The organism is Sphingomonas sp. URJC2, from assembly GCF_059803575.1.
This window is the reverse complement of record NZ_JAPFGX010000004.1, coordinates 1-18,002: the sequence shown is the minus strand read 5'-3', so window position 1 is coordinate 18,002 and position 18,002 is coordinate 1. Positions and strand designations below refer to the sequence as shown.

The following is an 18,002-nucleotide window of genomic DNA, read 5'->3' as shown; positions in this document are numbered from 1 at the left end:
AAGGCACCGGCCCGCACCCGCGCCGTGAGGCGCGCAACAGACCAAACCGGCGCAAGCTGCACCACAAATAGGGCCTGCGCCAAACTCCCCCTCAGCGCCGCAACTGCGCCGCGCGCTGGGCATTTTTGGTGATGCCGTCCATGTCCATGCCGTCCTTGACCAGCCAGGATCCGCCGACGCACAGCACGGCCTCTTCATCCAGCCATTCGCCCGCCGTTGCCGGGGTGATGCCGCCGGTCGGGCAGAAGCGCACATGGCCGAACGGCCCGGCAAGCGCCCGGAGCGCGCGGATGCCGCCCGAGGATTCGGCGGGGAAGAATTTGAACCGGTCCAGCCCCAGATCGAGCCCGCGCATGATGTCCGAGGCGTTGGCGATGCCGGGCAGGAAGGCCGCCTGACGGTCGATGGCGGCACGGGCGAGCGGTTCGGTCAACCCCGGGCTGACGATGAAGCGCGCGCCCGCGTCCAGCGCCTGATCGAGCTGGGCAGGGTTGAGCACCGTGCCCGCGCCGACGATCGCGCCGTCGACGCGCGCCATTTCGCGGATCACGTCGAGCGCCGCCGGGGTGCGCAGCGTGACTTCGAGCACCGGCAGCCCGCCCGCGACCAGCGCGGCCGCAATCGGCGCGGCGCTTGCCACATCGTCGATGACGAGCACCGGAATGACGGGGGCGGTGCGCATGACGGTTTCGATCGGGCTGGTCATCTGGTCCTCATTCAGTCCTGAGCGGCGCAAACGCATCGCCGCGACCGCGCCCGGGCGCAAGGGCTTTGTCATCGGGGTTTCCGGCGGCGCGCGCTTCTGTCAGGGGAGGGGCATGAGTTTTGTCGCCACCATCCTGACGCTTTATCCCGACATGTTCCCCGGGCCGCTCGGCCACAGCCTTGCGGGCCGGGCGCTTGGCAGCGGGGCCTGGACGCTCGACACGCTCCAGATTCGCGATTTCGCCGAGGACCGGCACCGGTCGGTCGACGACACGCCGGCCGGGGGCGGGGCGGGGATGGTGATGAAGGCCGATGTGCTGGCGCGCGCGGTCGATGCGGCGCTGGCGGCGCGGCCCGACTGCCCGGTGCTGGCGATGACGCCGCGTGGCGCGCCGCTCACTCAGGAGCGGGTGCGGGCGCTGGCGGCCGGGCCGGGGGTGACATTGCTGTGCGGCCGGTTCGAGGGGATGGACGAACGGCTGTTCGAGGCGCGGCCCATCGAGCCGGTGTCGATCGGCGATTATGTGCTGTCGGGCGGCGAGATGGCGGCGCTCACCCTGCTTGATGCTTGCATTCGGCTGCTTCCCGGCGTAATGGGCGCGGCTTCGAGCGGGGTCGAGGAAAGCTTTGAAAGCGGGCTCCTCGAATATCCGCAATATACCCGACCTGTCACATGGGAAGGGCGCACGATCCCCGAAGTGCTGCGATCGGGGGATCATGCGAAAATCGCCGCCTGGCGGGCACAAAGGGCGGCGGATGACACACGGCTAAGGCGGCCGGACCTTTGGGAGCGCTACAGGAGCGCTCGGGACCAGTCGCCCTCTGGCGCGCAGCGACGAGACAGGGACTAGAACCATGAATCTGATCCAGCAGCTCGAAGCCGAGCAGATCGCCAAGTTCAAGGAAACGAAGAGCATCCCCGATTTCCGCCCGGGCGACACGCTGCGCGTCGGCGTGAAGGTCGTCGAAGGCGACCGCACCCGCGTTCAGGCCTATGAAGGCGTGTGCATCGCGCGTTCGAACAAGGGCATGGGGTCGAGCTTCACCGTCCGCAAGATTTCGTTCGGCGAAGGCGTTGAGCGCGTGTTCCCGCTCTATTCGCCGAACATCGATTCGATCGACGTCGTCCGCAAGGGCGTGGTGCGCCGCGCCAAGCTCTATTATCTGCGCGGCCGCCGCGGCAAGTCGGCGCGTATCGCCGAGCGTCGCGACACCCGCACGACCGAGGCGACTGCCGCCGAATAAGCGTCGGCCGGTCATCGACCGCGACACACAGGGGCCGGCCATCCATGCGGGGTGGCCGGCCCCTTTCGCATCTGCCCGGCCCCCGTTTCGTACCCCCGCCCGGCGACATGGTCTTGCCGCGCCGCGCCCGACGGGCGAGAACGCGCCATGTTGTTTAAAACATTGCAGGCCGGGTTTCCGGCCGATCCCGCCACCACCGCGATTGACGGGCCGGGATTGGCGCCGCTCAGCTATGGCGAACTGGACGCGCGCACCGCGCGCCTTGCAGCAGTGCTTGCCGCGCGCGGCGTCCGGCCGGGCGACCGCATCCTCGCCACCGCGCCCAAATCGGTTGCCGCGCTGCTCGTCTATCTGGCGGCGGTGCGGGCGGGGATCGTCTATGTGCCGGTCAATCCCGGTGCCACCGCGCATGAGCTGGATTATTTCCGCGCCGATGCCGAACCGGCTTTGGTCGTCGACGCGGCGATGCTGGACCAGCTTGCCGGCGCGGCTGAAACCGCCGCTCCGCTGCCGCTTCCGGCACCGTCTGGCGACGCGCTCGCCGCGATCCTCTACACATCGGGCACGACCGGGCGGCCCAAGGGCGCGATGCTCAGCCATGGCAATCTTGCCGCCAATGCGACGACGCTGATCCGCGCCTGGGGCTTCAGCGCCGCTGACCGGCTGATCCATGCGCTGCCGATCTTTCATGTCCATGGCCTGTTCGTCGCCAGCCATTGCGCGCTCGGCTCCGGCGCGCGGATGCTCTGGCATCAGGGGTTCGATGCCGGCCGGGTGCTCGACGATCTGGCGCAGGCGACGGTGCTGATGGGGGTGCCGACCTTTTACAGCCGGCTGCTCGACCGGGCGGAGCTGACGCCGGAACGGGCGGCGGGGATGCGGCTGTTCATCTCCGGCTCCGCGCCGCTGTCGGCCGAGGTGCACCGTGCTTTTGCGGCGCGCACCGGCCATGCGATCCTTGAACGCTATGGCATGACCGAAACCGGGATGCTGGCATCGAACCCGCTGGCCGGCGCGCGGGTGCCGGGCAGTGTCGGGCCGCCGCTGCCGGGGGTCGAGATCCGCATCGACGATCCGGATGCTGGCGGCGTTGGCGGGGTCGAGGTGCGCGGCCCCAATGTCTTTGCGGGCTATTGGCGGCAGCCGGAGCGCACCGCCGAGGCCTTTGCCGCCAAGGGCTGGTTCAGGACCGGCGATCTGGGGCGGTTCGATAGTGCCGGCTATCTGCACATTGTCGGCCGGGCCAAGGATCTGGTCATCACCGGCGGGCTGAACGTCTATCCGGCCGAGGTCGAGGCGGAGATCGACCGGCTGCCGGGCGTGGCCGAGGCGGCGGTGATCGGCGTGCCGCATCCCGATTTCGGCGAAGCGGTCGTCGCCATCATCGCCCCGGCGGCGGGCGTCACGCTCGATCCCGCATCCATCCCCGCGGCGCTGCGGGACCGGCTGGCATCCTACAAGCTGCCCAAGGCGGTGGAACTGCTCGACGCGCTGCCGCGCAACACCATGGGCAAGATCGAGAAGGCGGCGTTGCGCGCGCGCTATGCGTCAACCTTTTCCTGACGGGGTCATTCGGCCGGGCGGCGGCGGATCAGGCCGATCGAGCGCAGCGTCATCACCGGCTCGTCATGCTGGTTGAACACCGTCGTCGCGGTCTTGTAGCTGCCCATATCCGGGCGGCTGCGCGAGGCGGTCTTTTCCAGAATCTCGCTTTCCATGCGCAGCGTGTCGCCGGGATAAACGGGCTTGAGCCAGCGCAGCTCGTCAATGCCGGGCGAGCCGAGGCCCGCCTGCTTGGTCTCGGTCATGTGATCGACGAGCATCCGCATCATCATCGCGCAGCTGTGCCAGCCCGAGGCGGCGATGCGGCCGAAATGGGTCTTGGCGGCCGCCTCGTCGGACAGATGAAAGGGCTGGGGATCATAGCGGCGGGCAAAGTCGATCACCTCGTCGCGCGTGACGTGATAGGCCCCGAACCGCGTCGTCGACCCGACCTCGATATCCTCAAAATAGATCATGCGCCGTCATCCCGCTCCGCTCCCCGGTCCGGCTGTGGTGCCGGATCGGGGGCGAGCCTGAACCGGCCGGGGGCGGGCGATCAAGACCCCGGTCAGGGCCGGCGGAGCGCGCCCGAGAATGCCGTAGCGTCGGCGTCGAGATCTTTTTTTGCGTCCAGCCCGAGCAGCCGGCCAAGCAGCGGATAAACCGCCACATTGTCGAATCCCGGCAGGGTGACGCCGCGCCGGAAGGCCGGGCCATGGCCGATGAACAGCGCCGCCATGTCGGGCGTATCGGGCGCATAGCCGTGCGCGCCGCCGGTCCAGCCTGTCGCCGGGGGCTTGCGCACGATGGTCCAGCCGCTGTCGGCAAGGCACAGATAGGGCGGCACGCGCGGATGCCGGCCATAGCCGAACCGCACCGGCATTTCGCCCTTGCGCCAGCACTGCATGTGCGGGCGCGGGGCGAACAGCGCGGCTTCCAGCGCAGCCTCGCGGCCGGGGGCGGGGACGAAACTGGCATAGGGACCAGCCTCGACCAGCCGGTAAAGCGCCGGATCGACGATATCGTCGAGCACGATCAGCCGGTCGCTCGACGTCGCGGCCATGCCGTGATCGGCAACGATCACCAGATTGGCGCGCACCCTGAGGCGGGCCAGCCCGTCGACCAGCAGGCCGATGTCGCGGTCGAGCGCGGCGATGGCGGCATCGGTGCGCGGATCGACCGGGCCGAATTCATGCCCCGCCGTGTCGACCGTGTCGAAATAAAGGGTGATGAAGCCGGGCCGGATCGCCGCCGGGCGGCGCAGCCAGTCGAGCACGGCGTTGACCCGCTGGGTGCCGGTCACCGCCTGGTTGAACTGCACCCAGTCGGCCGGGCGGGTGCCGCCTTCGACCGGGGCATAGCGTGCGGCCGGCTTGGTGCCGCCCCAGCCGACATTGGACCCCGGCCAGAACATCGTCGCGGTGCGCACGCCTGCGCGTTCGGCCGCGACCCAGATCGGCTCCGCCTCGTTCCACCAGAACGGGTCGTCGCTCGCCATGGTGAATTGCTCGTCCGGGCGGCGGGCGTCTTCCATCACATTGGCGACGATGCCGTGCCGGTCGGGGCGCAGCCCGGTGACCAGCGTCCAGTGATTGGGAAAGGTCTTGGACGGAAAGGAGGGCCGCATCGGCCCGGTCGCACCGTCGCGCGCCAGCCGCGACAGCACCGGGGTGATGCCGCGATCCAGATAATCGGGCCGGAAGCCATCGACCGAGATCAGGATCGTCGGCACCCGCGCCGCCGCCGTCCGCGCCAGCGCCGGCCCGCCGGGCAGCAGCAGCGAGGTCAGCAGCAGCAATGCTGTCAGCAGCAGCAGGGCGGCGGGCGCCCGGTGCAGCGCGCCCCGGTCAGACATTGAAGCGGAACAGCATCACATCGCCGTCCTGGACCAGATAGTCCTTGCCCTCCTGGCGCAGCTTGCCGGCCTCGCGCGCGCCGGCTTCGCCGCCGGTGGCGACATAATCGTCATAGGCAATCGTCTCGGCACGGATGAAGCCGCGCTCGAAATCCGAATGGATGACGCCGGCCGCCTGCGGCGCGCGGGCGCCCTTGTGCACCGTCCAGGCGCGCGCTTCCTTGGGACCGCAGGTGAAGAAGGTGATGAGGTCAAGCAGCGCATAGCCGGCGCGGATCACCCGCGCGAGGCCGGTTTCCTCAAGCCCAAGATCGGCGAGGAACGAGGCGCGGTCGGCGGCGTCCAGCGTCGCGATCTCGGCCTCGATCGCCGCCGATACGACGACCGCCTGCGCGCCCTCGGCCGCCGCCTTGGCGAACACCCGTGCCGACAGTTCATTGCCGTCGGCGGCATTGGCCTCGTCGACATTGCAGACGTAAAGGACGGGCTTGCTGGTCAGCAGCTGGGCCATGTCGAAATGGCGGCGTTCCTCCTCGTCCTGGCAGTCGACCAGCCGCGCGGGCTTGCCGTCGCGCAGCAGGTCGAGCACGCGCGACAGGATGGCGGCGGCGGCCTTGGCATCCTTGTCGCCCTGCTGGCCGCGCTTGACCAGATTGGGGACGCGCTTTTCCAGGCTCTCAAGGTCGGCGAGCATCAGCTCGGTCTCGACCGTCTCGGCATCGGCGATGGGATCGACCCGGCCTTCGACATGGGTGATGTCGCCGTCCTCAAAGCAGCGCAGCACATGGACGATGGCGTCGACCTCGCGGATATTGGCGAGAAACTGGTTGCCCAGCCCTTCGCCGCGCGAGGCGCCGCGCACCAGCCCGGCAATGTCGACAAAGGCGAGCTGCGTTTCGATCTTCTTCGCCGAACCCGCCAGCTCGGCCAGCCGGTCAAGTCGCGGATCGGGAACCGCGACCTGCCCGACATTCGGCTCGATCGTGCAGAACGGATAATTCGCCGCCTGCGCCGCCGCCGTTTCGGTGAGCGCGTTGAACAGCGTCGACTTGCCGACATTGGGCAGCCCGACAATGCCGCATTTGAAACCCATGCGTGTGATCCTGAAATGAGATTTGCCGGGCCTTTAGGGGCTCGGCGCACGAAGGGCAAATGTGGCGCGTCCGCATATTCATCGGCACGCGTTCCTGCGTCCGGGAGAGACGAGGAGCGGTGCGCAACCTGCTCAGGCTGTTCGCGGTTCCGCTGGCCAGGCTGACCACCTCGGTGGACTGAAAATAGAACCGAAACGCAAGCGATTGCGCTTGCTGCCATGCCCGCAAAAATGTCAGTCGCCGCGCAGGGTTCGACATTGTGTTGGGGTTCGTGCGTGAAAAAAGCGTTGTGGAGCGGGGTGTCCGCTCTCTGTTTCCTCCTGTCTGGCTGTGGCGGCGGGGGAGGGAGTGAGGGTTCCCAATCGACATCGCCTCCACCCGTCCAGGTTGTGCCGGGTCCGACGCCCGCACCGCCACCACCCCCCGCACCGGCACCATCTCCCGCTCCTGCGCCGTCTCCGCCGCCCGGGCCCTCAGGGTTTGTTTACGGCCGCGTGCGCGATGTTGACCTTGGGTTCAACGTTCCTGCGAGTGGACTCCGCTTGTTTTCGCCCGCGCAAGGCGGGGGAACACGTCTCGATGCCGATGTGCCGATTACGGTTTCCCGCAGCGGTGCCGCCAACAATTTCGTGATCGACTATCGGGGCTTGACGGTCGAATATACCGCTGCAGATTTTCGTGGCCGTATTGGGAACGATCAGATTTCGTTTTCTAAATCAGCTTCAGACCAAGTAACTATCAATTTTGATTTCCCACTTTCAAATCAATATGTTGCGGCTGCAAATTGGTTTGGCGGGGGAAGTGAAGATGCGAGCATTACGTTTCTGCTGTATGGAGATCCGACGCGCGATGCTGACGTGGTTCGATCTGGTCGAAGGCTTGGGTCTGTCGCGTGGGTGGCTGCCACCAACGACCAGTCTCCCAGACAAAGTTTCAATGGATCGCCTCGACAGTATGAAGTTTTCATGTCGAACGGGTCCATCAGTGGTGTCTTGGGTTCGATGGACGGGGTAACTTTTACATTTTCTGGTCAGGTCGAAAACTTTTCATCACGTGCTAATTTGACTGTGCTGGATGGGAGTGGCCAGCAGGTCGGAACGTTCAATGTGCGATTTTATGGCCCAGATGCTACAGATTTCGGAGGTTTTTTGCGAATAGACTATAACGGGCGTCGATACTGGGGATTTGCTATCGGAAGCTCGCGGCGAGTCAGCAGCTAGAATGGTCGCTGCAACTGCTGCGAAACGACACCCGTGTGGACCATCCCGGATGGTTGTAGCTTTGCCGACTGGCAAGAGGCTTTGCAGGGGCGAATGATCTAGCCTCAGCGATAGTTGAAGCTGATGCTGATCCGGTCGGCGCGGGCGGTGCTGGGCAGGACTTCGTGGCGCAGCCAGCTTTCCCACATCAGCAGCCGGCCGGGGGCGGGGGCGACATGGACGAAGTTCTGCGCCTCTGCCGGTGCGTCGGCGCGGCGCAGCGGCGCGGCCATCAGCAGCGGCAGGCGCGGATCTTCGAACCGGATCGCGCCCGCGCCCGGCGGGGTTTCGATGTAGAGCGTGCCCGACACCACGCTGTGCGGGTGGATATGGCCACTATGCGCGCCGCCCGGGCGCAGGATGTTGACCCACAGGCTGTCGAGTTTCAGCCGTCGCCCGGCCAGATCGAGGCCCGCCTGATCGGCAAAGGCCGCGGCATGGCGGTCGAGCAGCTTTTTGAGGTCGGCAAAGCGCGGATCGCGCAGCGGCAGATCGTCGAGCGAGGCATAGGAGGTGTAGCCGCGATAGCCATGCGCGCGTGACCAGCGCTGCCCAGCCCGGTCTTCGGCGGCGAGCGCGCGCGCCGCGTCGGCCAGTTCGGCGATCAGCGCCGGCTGGCCCAGATCGGCTTCGTAAAGCGGGGTGGCGAAAAGGTTGCGCACCGTCATGCCGTTCAGTCCTGCATCCTGAGCGCGACATCGTTCATGAACCGCGTGGCATCGCCAGCGGCCAGCCACCCGGCCTCGGCGGCGATTGCGCCCAGCATGTCGGTCAGCGGGTCGATTTCGGCCTTGGCGAAATTGCCCAGCACATGGCCGGTCACCCGGTCCTTGTGCCCCGGATGGCCGATCCCCAGCCGCACGCGGCGGAAATCGGCGCCGATATGCGCCTCGGTCGAGCGCAGGCCGTTATGCCCGGCAGTGCCGCCGCCCTGTTTCACCTTGACCTTGAACGGCGCGAGATCGAGTTCGTCGTGAAACACCGTCACATCGGCGGGGGCGAGCTTGTAGAAGCGCATCGCCTCGCCAATGGCGCGGCCGCTTTCGTTCATGAAGGTGGCGGGCTTGAGCAGCAGCAGCTTGTGCGCGCCGATCCGCCCGTCCTGCGCCCAGCCCTGAAAGGCGCGGCGCGGCGCGGGAAAGCCATGGACTTCGGCAATCGCGTCGATCGCCATGAAGCCGATATTGTGGCGGTGAAGCGCATATTGCGCGCCCGGATTGCCCAGGCCGACCCAGATCTGCATCGCTGCCTGTCCTGGCGGGGGTGGGGAGGTGTCGGGCGCGGCGGCTGTTCCGGCCACCGCCCCGGCGCATGTGGCGCGGGGCGGTGGCCAGTCACAGACCGGTCAGTCACAAACCGGTCAAAGGCCGGGATCAGCCTTCGGCGGCGGCTTCGCCTTCGGCCGACTTCAGACCCGACGGCGCGACGATGGTCGCGATCGTGAAGTCGCGGTCTTCGATCGCGGGACGCGCGCCAGCCGGCAGCTTGACCTGGCTGACATGGATCGAATCGCCGACTTCATAGCCGGCCAGATCGACGGTCACTTCGTCCGGGATCTCGGCGGCATCGACCACCAGCTCGATCTCGTGGCGGACGATGTTGAGCACGCCGCCACGCTTCAGGCCCGGCGAGGCCGCTTCGTTGGTGAAATGCACCGGCACTTCGACCGTCACGGTCGTGTGTTCGCCGATGCGCAGGAAATCGACATGCAGCGGCCGGTCGGTCACCGGGTGGAACTGGACGTCCTTGGGCAGGGTGCGGATCGCGCCGTTCGGCGTTTCGATCATCACCACCGCGTTCATGAAGTGACCGGTGTTCAGCAGCTTGTTGAGCGCACGTTCTTCAACGTGGATGCCCAGCGGCTCTTCCTTGTTGCCGTAAATGACGGCGGGCACGCGGCCTTCGCGGCGAATGGCGCGGGAGGCTCCCTTGCCTGCCCGCTCGCGCACCTCGGCCGACAGCGTCAGCGTCTCGCTCATCGCATGTCTCCAAATCTTGTCGGTTGCACAGTTTCTCCGCCACGCCTCCAGGGATGACCATGGCGGAAGCGCGGGCGCATAGCCGAGAAGCCGCGCGCCCGCAAGGCTGGCGGGATTACTGGACCCGCTCGACCCGCAGCCCGGCGGCTTCCAGCCGCTCGATCACCGAGCCTTTGCCCGCCAGATGGCCGGCCCCGACCGCGACCATCACGGTTCCCGGCTGCGCCATGCGCTGGGTAAGCCAGCCGACCCAATTGGCGTTGCGGCGGTCAAGCAGCACATCGGCCAGTTCGGGGGAACGGCGCAGCTCGCTGTCGAACGTCTCGGCAATCGCCTTGACGTCGCCGCGCGACCAGGCGGCGATCATCTGTTCGAAATCGGCAGCCGCCTTGTCCGAATCATCGACGATGCTGGTGAGCAGCGCGCGCTGCGTCGCTTCATCGAGCGTGTCGAAATAGCCGAGCTGCTGGGCGGTCGTCTCCAGCCCGGCAACGTCCTTGCCCTTTTTCTCGAACGCCGCCGCCAGCTGGCGCTCGACGCCGTTTTCGACGGTCATGCCCATCCCGGCATAGACGGCCGAGCCGAGCGTCACCGCCGCCGCCCAGGTTTCGAGCATGTCGAGCTGCCCCGGCTTCAGCCCCGCCTTGGCGAGCAGCGCGTCGAGCTTGGCGCGCCGGTCTTCGGGCAGGCGCTGGGCAAGCGGCGGCAGGCCGGGCGAAATCGCCAGCCGGGCGAAGGTTGCGGCCATTTGCTGCTTGTCGTCCTGATCGGCGATTTCCAGCACCAGCTCGTCGGCGCGGGCCAGCGTGTCGTCAAGCTTGGGCGTCCGCCAGTTGATCTTCGGCGGCAGGACATGGACGGTGCCGAACAGATAGATGGTGGTATCCGGATCGGCGACCTTCCAGATCGCCGGTTCGGCCGGGGCGGGGGTCGCCGAACAGGCGGCGAGGGTGGCGGCCAACAGGCCCGATATCAGTCTGCGCATGGCCGGCATCCTATCGTCCAACAGGTGAATGGATCGCAACCGCGTTGCGGGGGGATCCGGGCAACAGGATCAGGGCTGGCGGCGCGCGCTCGTGATCCGCACCGGTGCGGCGAGCATCTGGCCGCGAAAGCTGCCCGAGCCGAGCGTCGGCGAAATCGGCGCGGCCAGCACCGCGCGGACCACGTCCATCCCCTCGACCACCCGGCCGAACGCGGCATAGCCCTGATTGTCGCCGCTGGCCTTGGGATCGGCGTCGAGCGAGGGCATATCGCCGACCACGATGAAGAAATCGCCCTGGCCGGTGCCGGGCGCGCCGCGCGCCAGCGAGATGGTGCCGCTCAGATGCGTGAGGCCGGTGCGCGTCGTCGGTTCGTGCGCGATCGGCGGCAACAGCCGTTGCGGCAGCGGATTGAGGCCGAACTGGACAAGGCCATATTCGGTCGATCCGGGAGAGGCGGCGGCACGATAGAAGCTCGCCCCGTCGAGCCGTTTCTGATCGACATAGCGCAGGAAGTTGGCTGCCGTGACCGGCGCGCGGGCGCGGTCGACCTCGATCACGATCGGGCCGAGCGCGGTGGCAATCGTCACCCGGACCGGCGCGGGCGCGGGGTTTGCCGTCGGGGGCGGTGCGGGCTGGGCAGGCTGGGCGGCGGCGGACGCGCCCGAGGCGGCGAGGAGCAGGGCGAGCAGCGCGGCCCCGCGCGGCGTGCGGCCGAGGGTGGTGTGGCGGCGGATCTGGTTCGTCATCTGCGTTTCCCCATGGCCTGGCGGTTCGGATCGGCTTTTGCCCGGTTGCGCGGCGGCGCTCAATGGCCGGAACCGGGGTGTCGGCGATGATCCCGCGGTGACGGTCGGGGTGAAACGAACCCGCCGCATGATCAAAAATAACCAGAACGGTAAAAAGTGATTGACATTGTCACGCTCATATGGCACAAGCAGCGCATCGTGAGAAAAGCCGGCCGGGCCGGGGGGCATGCCTCCCCGGCCCGTTTTCATGCCGGCGCCATGCCGGTTCCGGGTGGCGGGGTCGGCCAGTCCTGGTGGGAGCGAGCATGTTCAGGTTCGGACGCAAATCGGCGCGCCCTGCGGCGCGGCCGGCGCTGGCGCGTGGCTTCGTGCAGGGCATGGCCGGCCGCGAATGGGGGCAGGCCGGCACCGGCGCGGCATTCGCGGCGGCCAGCTATGAAACCCAGGTGCGCGAGGCCTATGCCGCCAATCCGGTGGCGCAGCGTGCCGTCCGGCTGGTCGCCGAAAGCGTCGGCCAGGCCCCGATGGCCTGCAACGATTCCGATGCCGCCGCGCTGATCGCCGCCAAATCGGACGGGCAGGATCTGGTCGAAACGGTCGCCGCGCATCTGCTGCTCCATGGTAATGCCTATGTGCAGATCATCGCGGGCGACAGCGGTGCGCCGGTCGAGCTGTTCGCGCTCCGGCCCGAACGCGTCACCATCGAGGCCGATGCGCGTGGCTGGCCCGCCGCCTATGTCTATCGCGCGGGGGACAATGTGCTGCGGCTCGATCCTGGCGGGCCGCAGCCCGAAATCGTGCATTTAAAGGCGTTTCATCCGCTCGACGATCATCGTGGGCTGGGCTGTCTGGGCGCGGCGGCGGGGGCGGTTGCCATCCACAATGCGGCGACGCGGTGGAACAAGGCGCTGCTCGACAATGCCGCCCGGCCGTCGGGCGCGCTGATCCATGATCCGGGCGAGGGGATGCCGCTGTCGGCCGACCAGATCGCCCGGCTGCGCGACGAGCTGGACCAGCTGTTTCAGGGCGCGGGCAATGCCGGGCGGCCGCTGCTGCTCGAAGGCGGGCTGAAATGGCAGGCGCTGAGCCTGACCCCCGCCGACATGGATTTTGTCGAGCTGAAGGCGGTGGCCGCGCGCGAGATCGCGCTGGCATTCGGCGTGCCGCCGATGCTGCTCGGCCTGCCGGGCGACGCCACCTATGCCAATTATCGCGAGGCCAATCGCGCGCTGTGGCGGCTGACCATCCTGCCGCTTGCCGCCAAGATCCTGACCGGCCTTGCTCAGGCGCTGCGGCCTTGGCGGCCGGAACTGGCGCTGGCGGTTGATGTCGACCGGGTGCCCGAGCTGGCCGAGGAGCGCGAGCGGCTGTGGGCGATGCTCGGCAGCGCCGATTTCCTGACCGCGTCCGAAAAGCGGGCGATGATCGGGCTGGCGCCGCGCGGGCGGGGCTGAACACCAGCGCGGGGGCGCGTCGGCACCGCGCGCGGTGCCCTGTTCGGAGACGGACGATGGCCAATGAGATGTTGCTGGCCGCGCTTGTGCAGCAGGCGCGGGACGAGGGTGCGGCGATGACGACGCTGCGCGGGCTGGTCGAGGAGGCGAGTGCGCTTGGCGCGCACCGGGCGCTTGAGGCGCTGGGGCTGGCCGATGAACATGCCGACCGCGACGTGCGCGAGCTGCGCGGGCTGTTGAAGGCCTGGCGCGACGTGCGCAGTTCGGCGCTGAAGGCGCTGGCGGGGTGGCTGGCGCGGATGCTGCTCGCCCTGCTGGTGCTGGGGCTGACGGTCCGGCTGGGGGCGTGGGGGCTGGGGCCATGGGGGCGCGGCGCGTGACCCGGTTTGCGGGCTATGCCGCGATCTTCAACCGGCCCGACCGGGGTGGCGACATCATCCGCCCCCATGCCTTTGCCGCCGCCAGCGCGCCGCTGCCGCTGCTGTGGGAACATGGCGCGCCCGCCGGCACGGTCGAATGGCTGGGCGCGGACGGGCAGGGGCTGGCGGTCGTCTGCCGGACCGACCGGCCGGTGCGGCCGGGCATGGGATTGTCGATCGGCTACCGCGTGCGCGCGGCGCGCCGGTCGGCAGCGGCGCGCGAGCTGATCGATCTCGCGCTGATGGAAGTCAGCCTGGTGCGTCTGCCGATGCAGGCCTGGGCGCGGGTGATTGCGGTCGAGTAACAGCCAAGGAGACAGTGATGGAACAGGCAACGGGCCCGCTTGGTGCGGGTTTCGGAACGATGGCGGGTGTCCTGGGGGCAGCCGCCGCGACGGGGGGCGGCCAGCGTCCGCCGCTGGCGGGGGCGAGCGACATTGGCGCGCGGAGCGCCTTTGTCGACGGCTATCTGCGGCGCGGGGCCGAGCATGAGGTCAAGAGCCTTGCCGGCACCAGCGGCATCGAGGGCGGCTTTGCCGTGCCGCGCGAAATCGATGCGCGCATCGATGCGACGCTCGCCAGCCTGTCGCCGATCCGGTCGATCGCCGGGGTCGTGCGCGTCGGATCGGCGGGCTATCGCAAGCTGGTGACGACGGGCGGCACGCCCTCGGGCTGGGTGAGCGAGACGGCGGCGCGGCCGGGAACCGACACCCCCGATTTCCGCGAAATCGCCCCGCCGATGGGCGAGCTTTACGCCAATCCCGCCGCCAGCCAGACGATGCTCGACGATGCCGCGTTCGATGTCGAGGCGTGGCTGGCCGGCGAAATCGCCACCGAGTTCGCCCGTGCCGAGGGGGCGGCATTTGTCGCGGGCGACGGCGTCAACAAGCCGCGCGGCTTTCTGGCCGGGCCGGTCAGCAGTGCCGCCGACGCGGCGCGGCCGTTCGGGACGCTGCAATATCTGCCCGCAGGGGCGGCGGGCGGATTTCCGGCCAGCAATCCGCAGGACCGGCTGGTCGACCTGATCCAGGCGCTGCGCGCACCCTATCGCCAGGGGGCGGCGTTCGTGATGAATGCGGCGACGCTGGCGCGCATCCGCAAGTTCAAGACCGCCGATGGCGCGTTTCTGTGGCAACCCGGCCTGACCGGCGGCCAGCCGGACACGCTGCTCGGCTATCCGGTCGTCGAGGCCGAGGACATGCCCGACATTGCGCCGGACAGCCTGTCGATCGCGTTCGGCAACTTCCGCGTCGGCTATCTGATCGCCGAGCGGGGCGAGACGAGCATCCTGCGCGATCCGTTCTCGAACAAGCCGTTCGTCCATTTCTATGCCGTCAAGCGGCTGGGCGGCGCGGTTGCCAACAGCGAGGCGATCAAGCTGCTGCGGTTCTCCGCCAGCTGATCCGCGCCTGCTGCCTTCCGCCCCCGCCCGGTCCGGCGCGGGGGCGGAAGGCGATGGCTGATCCCCGTCATCATGGAAGGTTTCCCCCTATGTCCGACCCCTTTGCCGGGCTGGTCGACGGCGTCAGCGCGCCGGCGACCCGCGCGCTGGCCGTCACGCCCAGCGATACCGCCCCGCTGCCCAATCTGCCCAAGGCGCTGTTCATCGGCGGTGGCGGCGATCTGGTCGCCCGCGGCATGAATGACGACCGCGACACCGTGTTCCGTGGGCTGGCCGCCGGGGCGATCCTGCCGTTCCGCGCCAGTTTCGTCCGCGCGACCGGCACCAGCGCGACCCATATCGTGGCGCTCTGCTGATGACCGCGATCGGCTTTGGGGTCGGTCTGGGGCTGAGGCCGTGCCGCACGGCAGCGGGGGCCGCGCCCACACCCAGCCCGACCCCCACACCCAGCCCGGCTCCAGCCAGCACCATCACCGGCCTTGTTGTGCTGGGCACCGGGCCGCTGCCCGATGGCAGCGACGCGGCGGACGGCAATGGCTGGGTGGCGCGGGTGATGCTGCCCGAGATTGCCGGGGCGACGTTCGATCCCACGCGCATCGTGCTTACGGTTCGCGATCCGGGGTTCGAGGATGGCGCGGCCGTCACCCGCACCCGCACGGTGCGCGGCGGCGCGGTGATCCGGCGGCAGGCCCCCAATCAGGCGCAGCGGCTGGCCGGGGCGGCGGCGGGGGTGATGACCGTCCATTTCTCGCTGGCCGAGGATGTCTATGCCGGCTCGACCCTGCTGTCGGCGACGGCCGAGGCCGGCTATTACGGCGCGGCCCCGGCGGGCAGCGTCGCCGGCCTCGCCAACCAGTCGAGCCTTGCCTATCCCAAGCCGCTGGCGGGCGCGCTCAACCGGCAGGAAGAGCGGGCGACGGGCAGCGCCTTTGCGTTCGAGCTGGTCGCCGTTCACTGCCATGCGATGCGCGGCCGGCAGGTTGATTGCATCAAGGCGATCGCGCGCGACGAGAGCGGCAACACGACGCCCGAGATCGTCGTCACCCAGCCGGCGCTGTCCGATTTCCAGACCGCTGGCAACCGGCCCGAGGCCTATAAGGGATCGATCCCGCTCGCCCCGCTCAATCAGGGGCAAACCTGCCGGGTGGAGTGGGAGGTCTATCCCCATATCGGCGATGCCTCGGCGGTGCTGCGCGTGGCGACCGATGGCTTTGCCTGGCCGACGCCGCGCCCGCACACGCCGCTGCGCTTCCTGTGCGACAAGACCGGCGGCTATGGCGGCGCGCATGCCGCCGTGCGGATCGGGGCGAGCGGCGGCGCGGTGGCGGCAAGCCGGGCCAGCGCCGAGGCAACGCCCTATCCGACCATCGCCGCTGCGCTGGCCGCCGTGCGGGCATGGAACGCGGCCAACAAGGGCCATGACGATCACAGCGGCGCGACCATCTGGCTGATGGAGGCATCGGCCGGGGCGGGGGCCGACCATGTCGTCGGATCGACCTCGGCCATTGCCGCCGGCAAATGCTGGACCGAAATCCGCGTCAGCCCCGGCGCGACCGGGCTGGTGCGCGCGGTGGTCAACGAGATCGTCGGGGTGGCCGACAAGCTGTGCTTTGCCTGCCCGGTCCATAACAGCGGCTTCACCGCTCTGGACGGTGGCGGCGGCACCAGCCGGATGCTGGCGTTCGAGGGCGCGACGCTGAGCCAGGGCGGCAGCCTGCAGATCAACTATCAGGTGCCGCTGGTCTATTGGCGCAACGTGACGGTGACGAGCGGGCCGAACCCGCTGTTCACCTTCTCCAATGTGCGCAGCAGCGCGGCGCTGGCGCTGGGCGTGACGCTGCAATCGGGCGTGTCGGGGCTGGTCGCGCCCTATATCGTCGCCGGGTGCCGCTTTGATGGCCAGTCGCTGGGCGAGTTTCCGACCAGCCATCCCGATGCGGTCACGCATGACGGGGCGATCATCGTCAGCAGCATGTTCATGCGCCTGTCGGTGCCGTGCCAGCTGGGCTTCCAGCGGCCGGTGGCGGTTGGCATCGGCATGCTCAATGTCGTGATCGAGCGCGCGGCCACGGCCCCGTCCGAACCGGCCCTGCAGATCGGGGCCGACAGCGCGGTCCAGCCGCTCGCCAATGTCGTGCTGCACCATCTGACGGTGCCGGGGGTCGATATCTCCGGGCGGTCCAATCTTGCCTATGCCGATGTTGCCGGCGCGGCGGGGGTGATGAAACGCGTCAGCCGGCGCGGGTGCATCTTCAGCCAGTTCAACATCAAGAGCGACACCTTCGGCACCGGATCGGGCCGCACCGGCAACTGGCATCCGCGCTATGGCGTGGGGTCGAGCTGGAATGTGGTTGCGCGCGGCGACACCGACGGCGCGACCGCACCCGATGCGAGCGGCGGCAACTGGATCGGTGAATATGCCGATCCCGGCACGGCGCTGCAGGCGAGCATGGCCTTCATGTCCGACCAGAGCGGGCAGGCCCGGCTCGGGGGCGGCGATTACCGGCTGACCGGTGCGTCGTCGCCTGCTTATGGCCGCATCCCGGGTGGCCGGGGGCTGGCCGCGTTCGATCTGGTGGGCACCGTGCGTCGCCAGGACGGCAGCGGCGCGGCCGGGGCGTTTGAACGGACCGTCTGACCGGTCCGGTCACCGACAATCCATAGCTGACCCGGGCGGCGGCAGCCGTGCCGAGGGCGGAGGCGCATGTGCTGATATTGGCGGAAATGGCCGCTGCGGACCTTGCCGCGGCGCGATCGGCCGCGCGCGACCATGCGCGCATCACCCAGACAAGCGAGGATGCGCTGCTCGATGCGCAGATCCGCGCCGCGCTTGGCCTGTGCGAGGCGTTTTGCGGCTGTCTGGTGCTGGCGCGCGAGGCCGCGCAGATCCTGCCGGCGCGGCCCGACTGGCAGCGGCTTGCCGCCCGGCCGGTCGGCGCGATCCTGGGTGTCGAGGGCCTTCCGGCCGAGGGGGCGGCGTTCATGCTGCCGGTCGATGCCTATGCGATCGACATCGATGCGGCGGGCGACGGCATGGTGCGGGTGATCGCGCCGGGCGCGGCGGGGCGGGTGCGGGTGCAATATCGGGCCGGGCTGGCCCCGGAATGGGCGGCGCTGCCCGCGCCCATCGCCCAGGGCATTGTCCGGCTGGCCGTGCATCTGTTTTCCAGCCGCGAAATGCCGGACGCGACGCCGGTGGCGCTGCCCCCGGCCGCAGTCGCCGCGCTGTGGCGGCCGTGGCGGCGATGCCCCAGCCGGAGGAACTGGTCGATTCCGGCCCGGCCGAGCAGGAACGCGGTCCGCGCCCCGACCGGCA

20 protein-coding genes are annotated in these 18,002 nt (G+C 68.9%); 11 read left to right on the top strand and 9 right to left on the bottom strand.

All coding sequences use genetic code 11. The annotated features are described in order from the left end of the window. Positions 1 to 91: 91 nt before the first annotated feature. A complete protein-coding gene (eda, locus tag OPU66_RS02970; protein WP_498552126.1) occupies positions 92 to 706 on the bottom strand; it encodes a bifunctional 4-hydroxy-2-oxoglutarate aldolase/2-dehydro-3-deoxy-phosphogluconate aldolase in 615 nt (204 codons plus the stop codon). A 112-nt stretch (positions 707 to 818) separates the two neighbouring features. Here eda and trmD point away from each other — a divergent pair, with 112 nt between their 5' ends. The 3 genes from trmD to OPU66_RS02955 all read left to right on the top strand — a co-directional run bounded on the left by trmD (position 819) and on the right by OPU66_RS02955 (position 3,513). Next, positions 819 to 1,556 carry a tRNA (guanosine(37)-N1)-methyltransferase TrmD gene (gene trmD, locus OPU66_RS02965; RefSeq protein ID WP_498552125.1) on the top strand — a complete coding sequence of 246 codons (738 nt, stop codon included), beginning with the start codon at positions 819 to 821 and terminating at the stop codon, positions 1,554 to 1,556. A 4-nt stretch (positions 1,557 to 1,560) separates the two neighbouring features. Further along, positions 1,561 to 1,950 carry a 50S ribosomal protein L19 gene (rplS, locus tag OPU66_RS02960; RefSeq protein WP_498552124.1) on the top strand — a complete coding sequence of 130 codons (390 nt, stop codon included), beginning with the start codon at positions 1,561 to 1,563 and terminating at the stop codon, positions 1,948 to 1,950. A gap of 147 nt (positions 1,951 to 2,097) precedes the next feature. Next, the gene (locus OPU66_RS02955) at positions 2,098 to 3,513 is read left to right on the top strand and encodes an AMP-binding protein (protein WP_498552123.1); all 1,416 of its coding nucleotides are present in this window, start codon (positions 2,098 to 2,100) and stop codon (positions 3,511 to 3,513) included. Positions 3,514 to 3,518: 5 nt separating this feature from the next. Here OPU66_RS02955 and OPU66_RS02950 read toward each other — a convergent pair whose 3' ends face one another. The 3 genes from OPU66_RS02950 to ychF form a co-directional block, all read right to left on the bottom strand. Continuing rightward, positions 3,519 to 3,968: a MaoC family dehydratase gene (locus tag OPU66_RS02950; protein WP_498552122.1), complete on the bottom strand. Its 450-nt coding sequence runs from the start codon at positions 3,966 to 3,968 to the stop codon at positions 3,519 to 3,521. 92 nt (positions 3,969 to 4,060) lie between these two features. Next, complete coding sequence (locus tag OPU66_RS02945; protein WP_498552121.1) at positions 4,061 to 5,347, bottom strand: alkaline phosphatase family protein; 1,287 nt, start codon at positions 5,345 to 5,347, stop codon at positions 4,061 to 4,063. Continuing rightward, positions 5,340 to 6,440 (bottom strand): redox-regulated ATPase YchF, encoded by a 1,101-nt coding sequence (gene ychF / locus OPU66_RS02940; protein WP_498552120.1) that lies wholly within the window; start codon positions 6,438 to 6,440, stop codon positions 5,340 to 5,342. The genes OPU66_RS02945 and ychF overlap by 8 nt, the downstream gene beginning before the upstream one ends. Positions 6,441 to 6,935: 495 nt before the next feature. Here ychF and OPU66_RS02935 point away from each other — a divergent pair, with 495 nt between their 5' ends. Continuing rightward, positions 6,936 to 7,661: a hypothetical protein gene (locus OPU66_RS02935; RefSeq protein ID WP_498552119.1), complete on the top strand. Its 726-nt coding sequence runs from the start codon at positions 6,936 to 6,938 to the stop codon at positions 7,659 to 7,661. A gap of 104 nt (positions 7,662 to 7,765) precedes the next feature. On the opposite strand, the gene OPU66_RS02930 is transcribed toward OPU66_RS02935, so the two are convergent. The 5 genes from OPU66_RS02930 to OPU66_RS02910 all read right to left on the bottom strand — a co-directional run bounded on the left by OPU66_RS02930 (position 7,766) and on the right by OPU66_RS02910 (position 11,411). Then, positions 7,766 to 8,368 (bottom strand): TIGR02466 family protein, encoded by a 603-nt coding sequence (locus tag OPU66_RS02930; protein ID WP_498552118.1) that lies wholly within the window; start codon positions 8,366 to 8,368, stop codon positions 7,766 to 7,768. Between the two features lie 5 nt (positions 8,369 to 8,373). Then, on the bottom strand, positions 8,374 to 8,943 hold the full coding sequence (pth, locus tag OPU66_RS02925; protein WP_498552117.1) for an aminoacyl-tRNA hydrolase: 570 nt from the start codon (positions 8,941 to 8,943) through the stop codon (positions 8,374 to 8,376). A 130-nt stretch (positions 8,944 to 9,073) separates the two neighbouring features. Continuing rightward, on the bottom strand, positions 9,074 to 9,679 hold the full coding sequence (locus OPU66_RS02920) for a 50S ribosomal protein L25/general stress protein Ctc (protein ID WP_498552116.1): 606 nt from the start codon (positions 9,677 to 9,679) through the stop codon (positions 9,074 to 9,076). 115 nt (positions 9,680 to 9,794) lie between these two features. Next, positions 9,795 to 10,664, bottom strand: a complete 870-nt coding sequence (locus OPU66_RS02915; protein ID WP_498552115.1) for a TraB/GumN family protein — start codon at positions 10,662 to 10,664, stop codon at positions 9,795 to 9,797. Positions 10,665 to 10,733: 69 nt separating this feature from the next. Continuing rightward, positions 10,734 to 11,411: a peptidylprolyl isomerase gene (locus OPU66_RS02910; protein WP_498552114.1), complete on the bottom strand. Its 678-nt coding sequence runs from the start codon at positions 11,409 to 11,411 to the stop codon at positions 10,734 to 10,736. 305 nt (positions 11,412 to 11,716) lie between these two features. Between OPU66_RS02910 and OPU66_RS02905 the strand changes: the two genes are divergently transcribed. The 7 genes from OPU66_RS02905 to OPU66_RS02875 all read left to right on the top strand — a co-directional run. Then, positions 11,717 to 12,865: a phage portal protein gene (locus OPU66_RS02905; protein ID WP_498552113.1), complete on the top strand. Its 1,149-nt coding sequence runs from the start codon at positions 11,717 to 11,719 to the stop codon at positions 12,863 to 12,865. A gap of 56 nt (positions 12,866 to 12,921) precedes the next feature. Continuing rightward, a complete protein-coding gene (locus OPU66_RS02900) occupies positions 12,922 to 13,245 on the top strand; it encodes a DUF6127 family protein (RefSeq protein ID WP_498552112.1) in 324 nt (107 codons plus the stop codon). Further along, positions 13,227 to 13,589: an HK97 family phage prohead protease gene (locus OPU66_RS02895; RefSeq protein ID WP_498552111.1), complete on the top strand. Its 363-nt coding sequence runs from the start codon at positions 13,227 to 13,229 to the stop codon at positions 13,587 to 13,589. Before OPU66_RS02900 ends, OPU66_RS02895 begins: the two co-directional genes overlap by 19 nt. 59 nt (positions 13,590 to 13,648) lie before the next feature. Continuing rightward, positions 13,649 to 14,686, top strand: a complete 1,038-nt coding sequence (locus OPU66_RS02890) for a phage major capsid protein (RefSeq protein WP_498552221.1) — start codon at positions 13,649 to 13,651, stop codon at positions 14,684 to 14,686. 89 nt (positions 14,687 to 14,775) lie between these two features. Continuing rightward, complete coding sequence (locus OPU66_RS02885) at positions 14,776 to 15,042, top strand: spike base protein, RCAP_Rcc01079 family (protein ID WP_498552110.1); 267 nt, start codon at positions 14,776 to 14,778, stop codon at positions 15,040 to 15,042. After that, on the top strand, positions 15,042 to 17,324 hold the full coding sequence (locus tag OPU66_RS02880; RefSeq protein ID WP_498552109.1) for a hypothetical protein: 2,283 nt from the start codon (positions 15,042 to 15,044) through the stop codon (positions 17,322 to 17,324). The genes OPU66_RS02885 and OPU66_RS02880 overlap by 1 nt, the downstream gene beginning before the upstream one ends. Positions 17,325 to 17,392: 68 nt before the next feature. Next, a partial coding sequence (locus OPU66_RS02875; RefSeq protein ID WP_498552108.1) for a head-tail connector protein occupies positions 17,393 to 18,002 on the top strand: 610 nt, incomplete at its 3' end.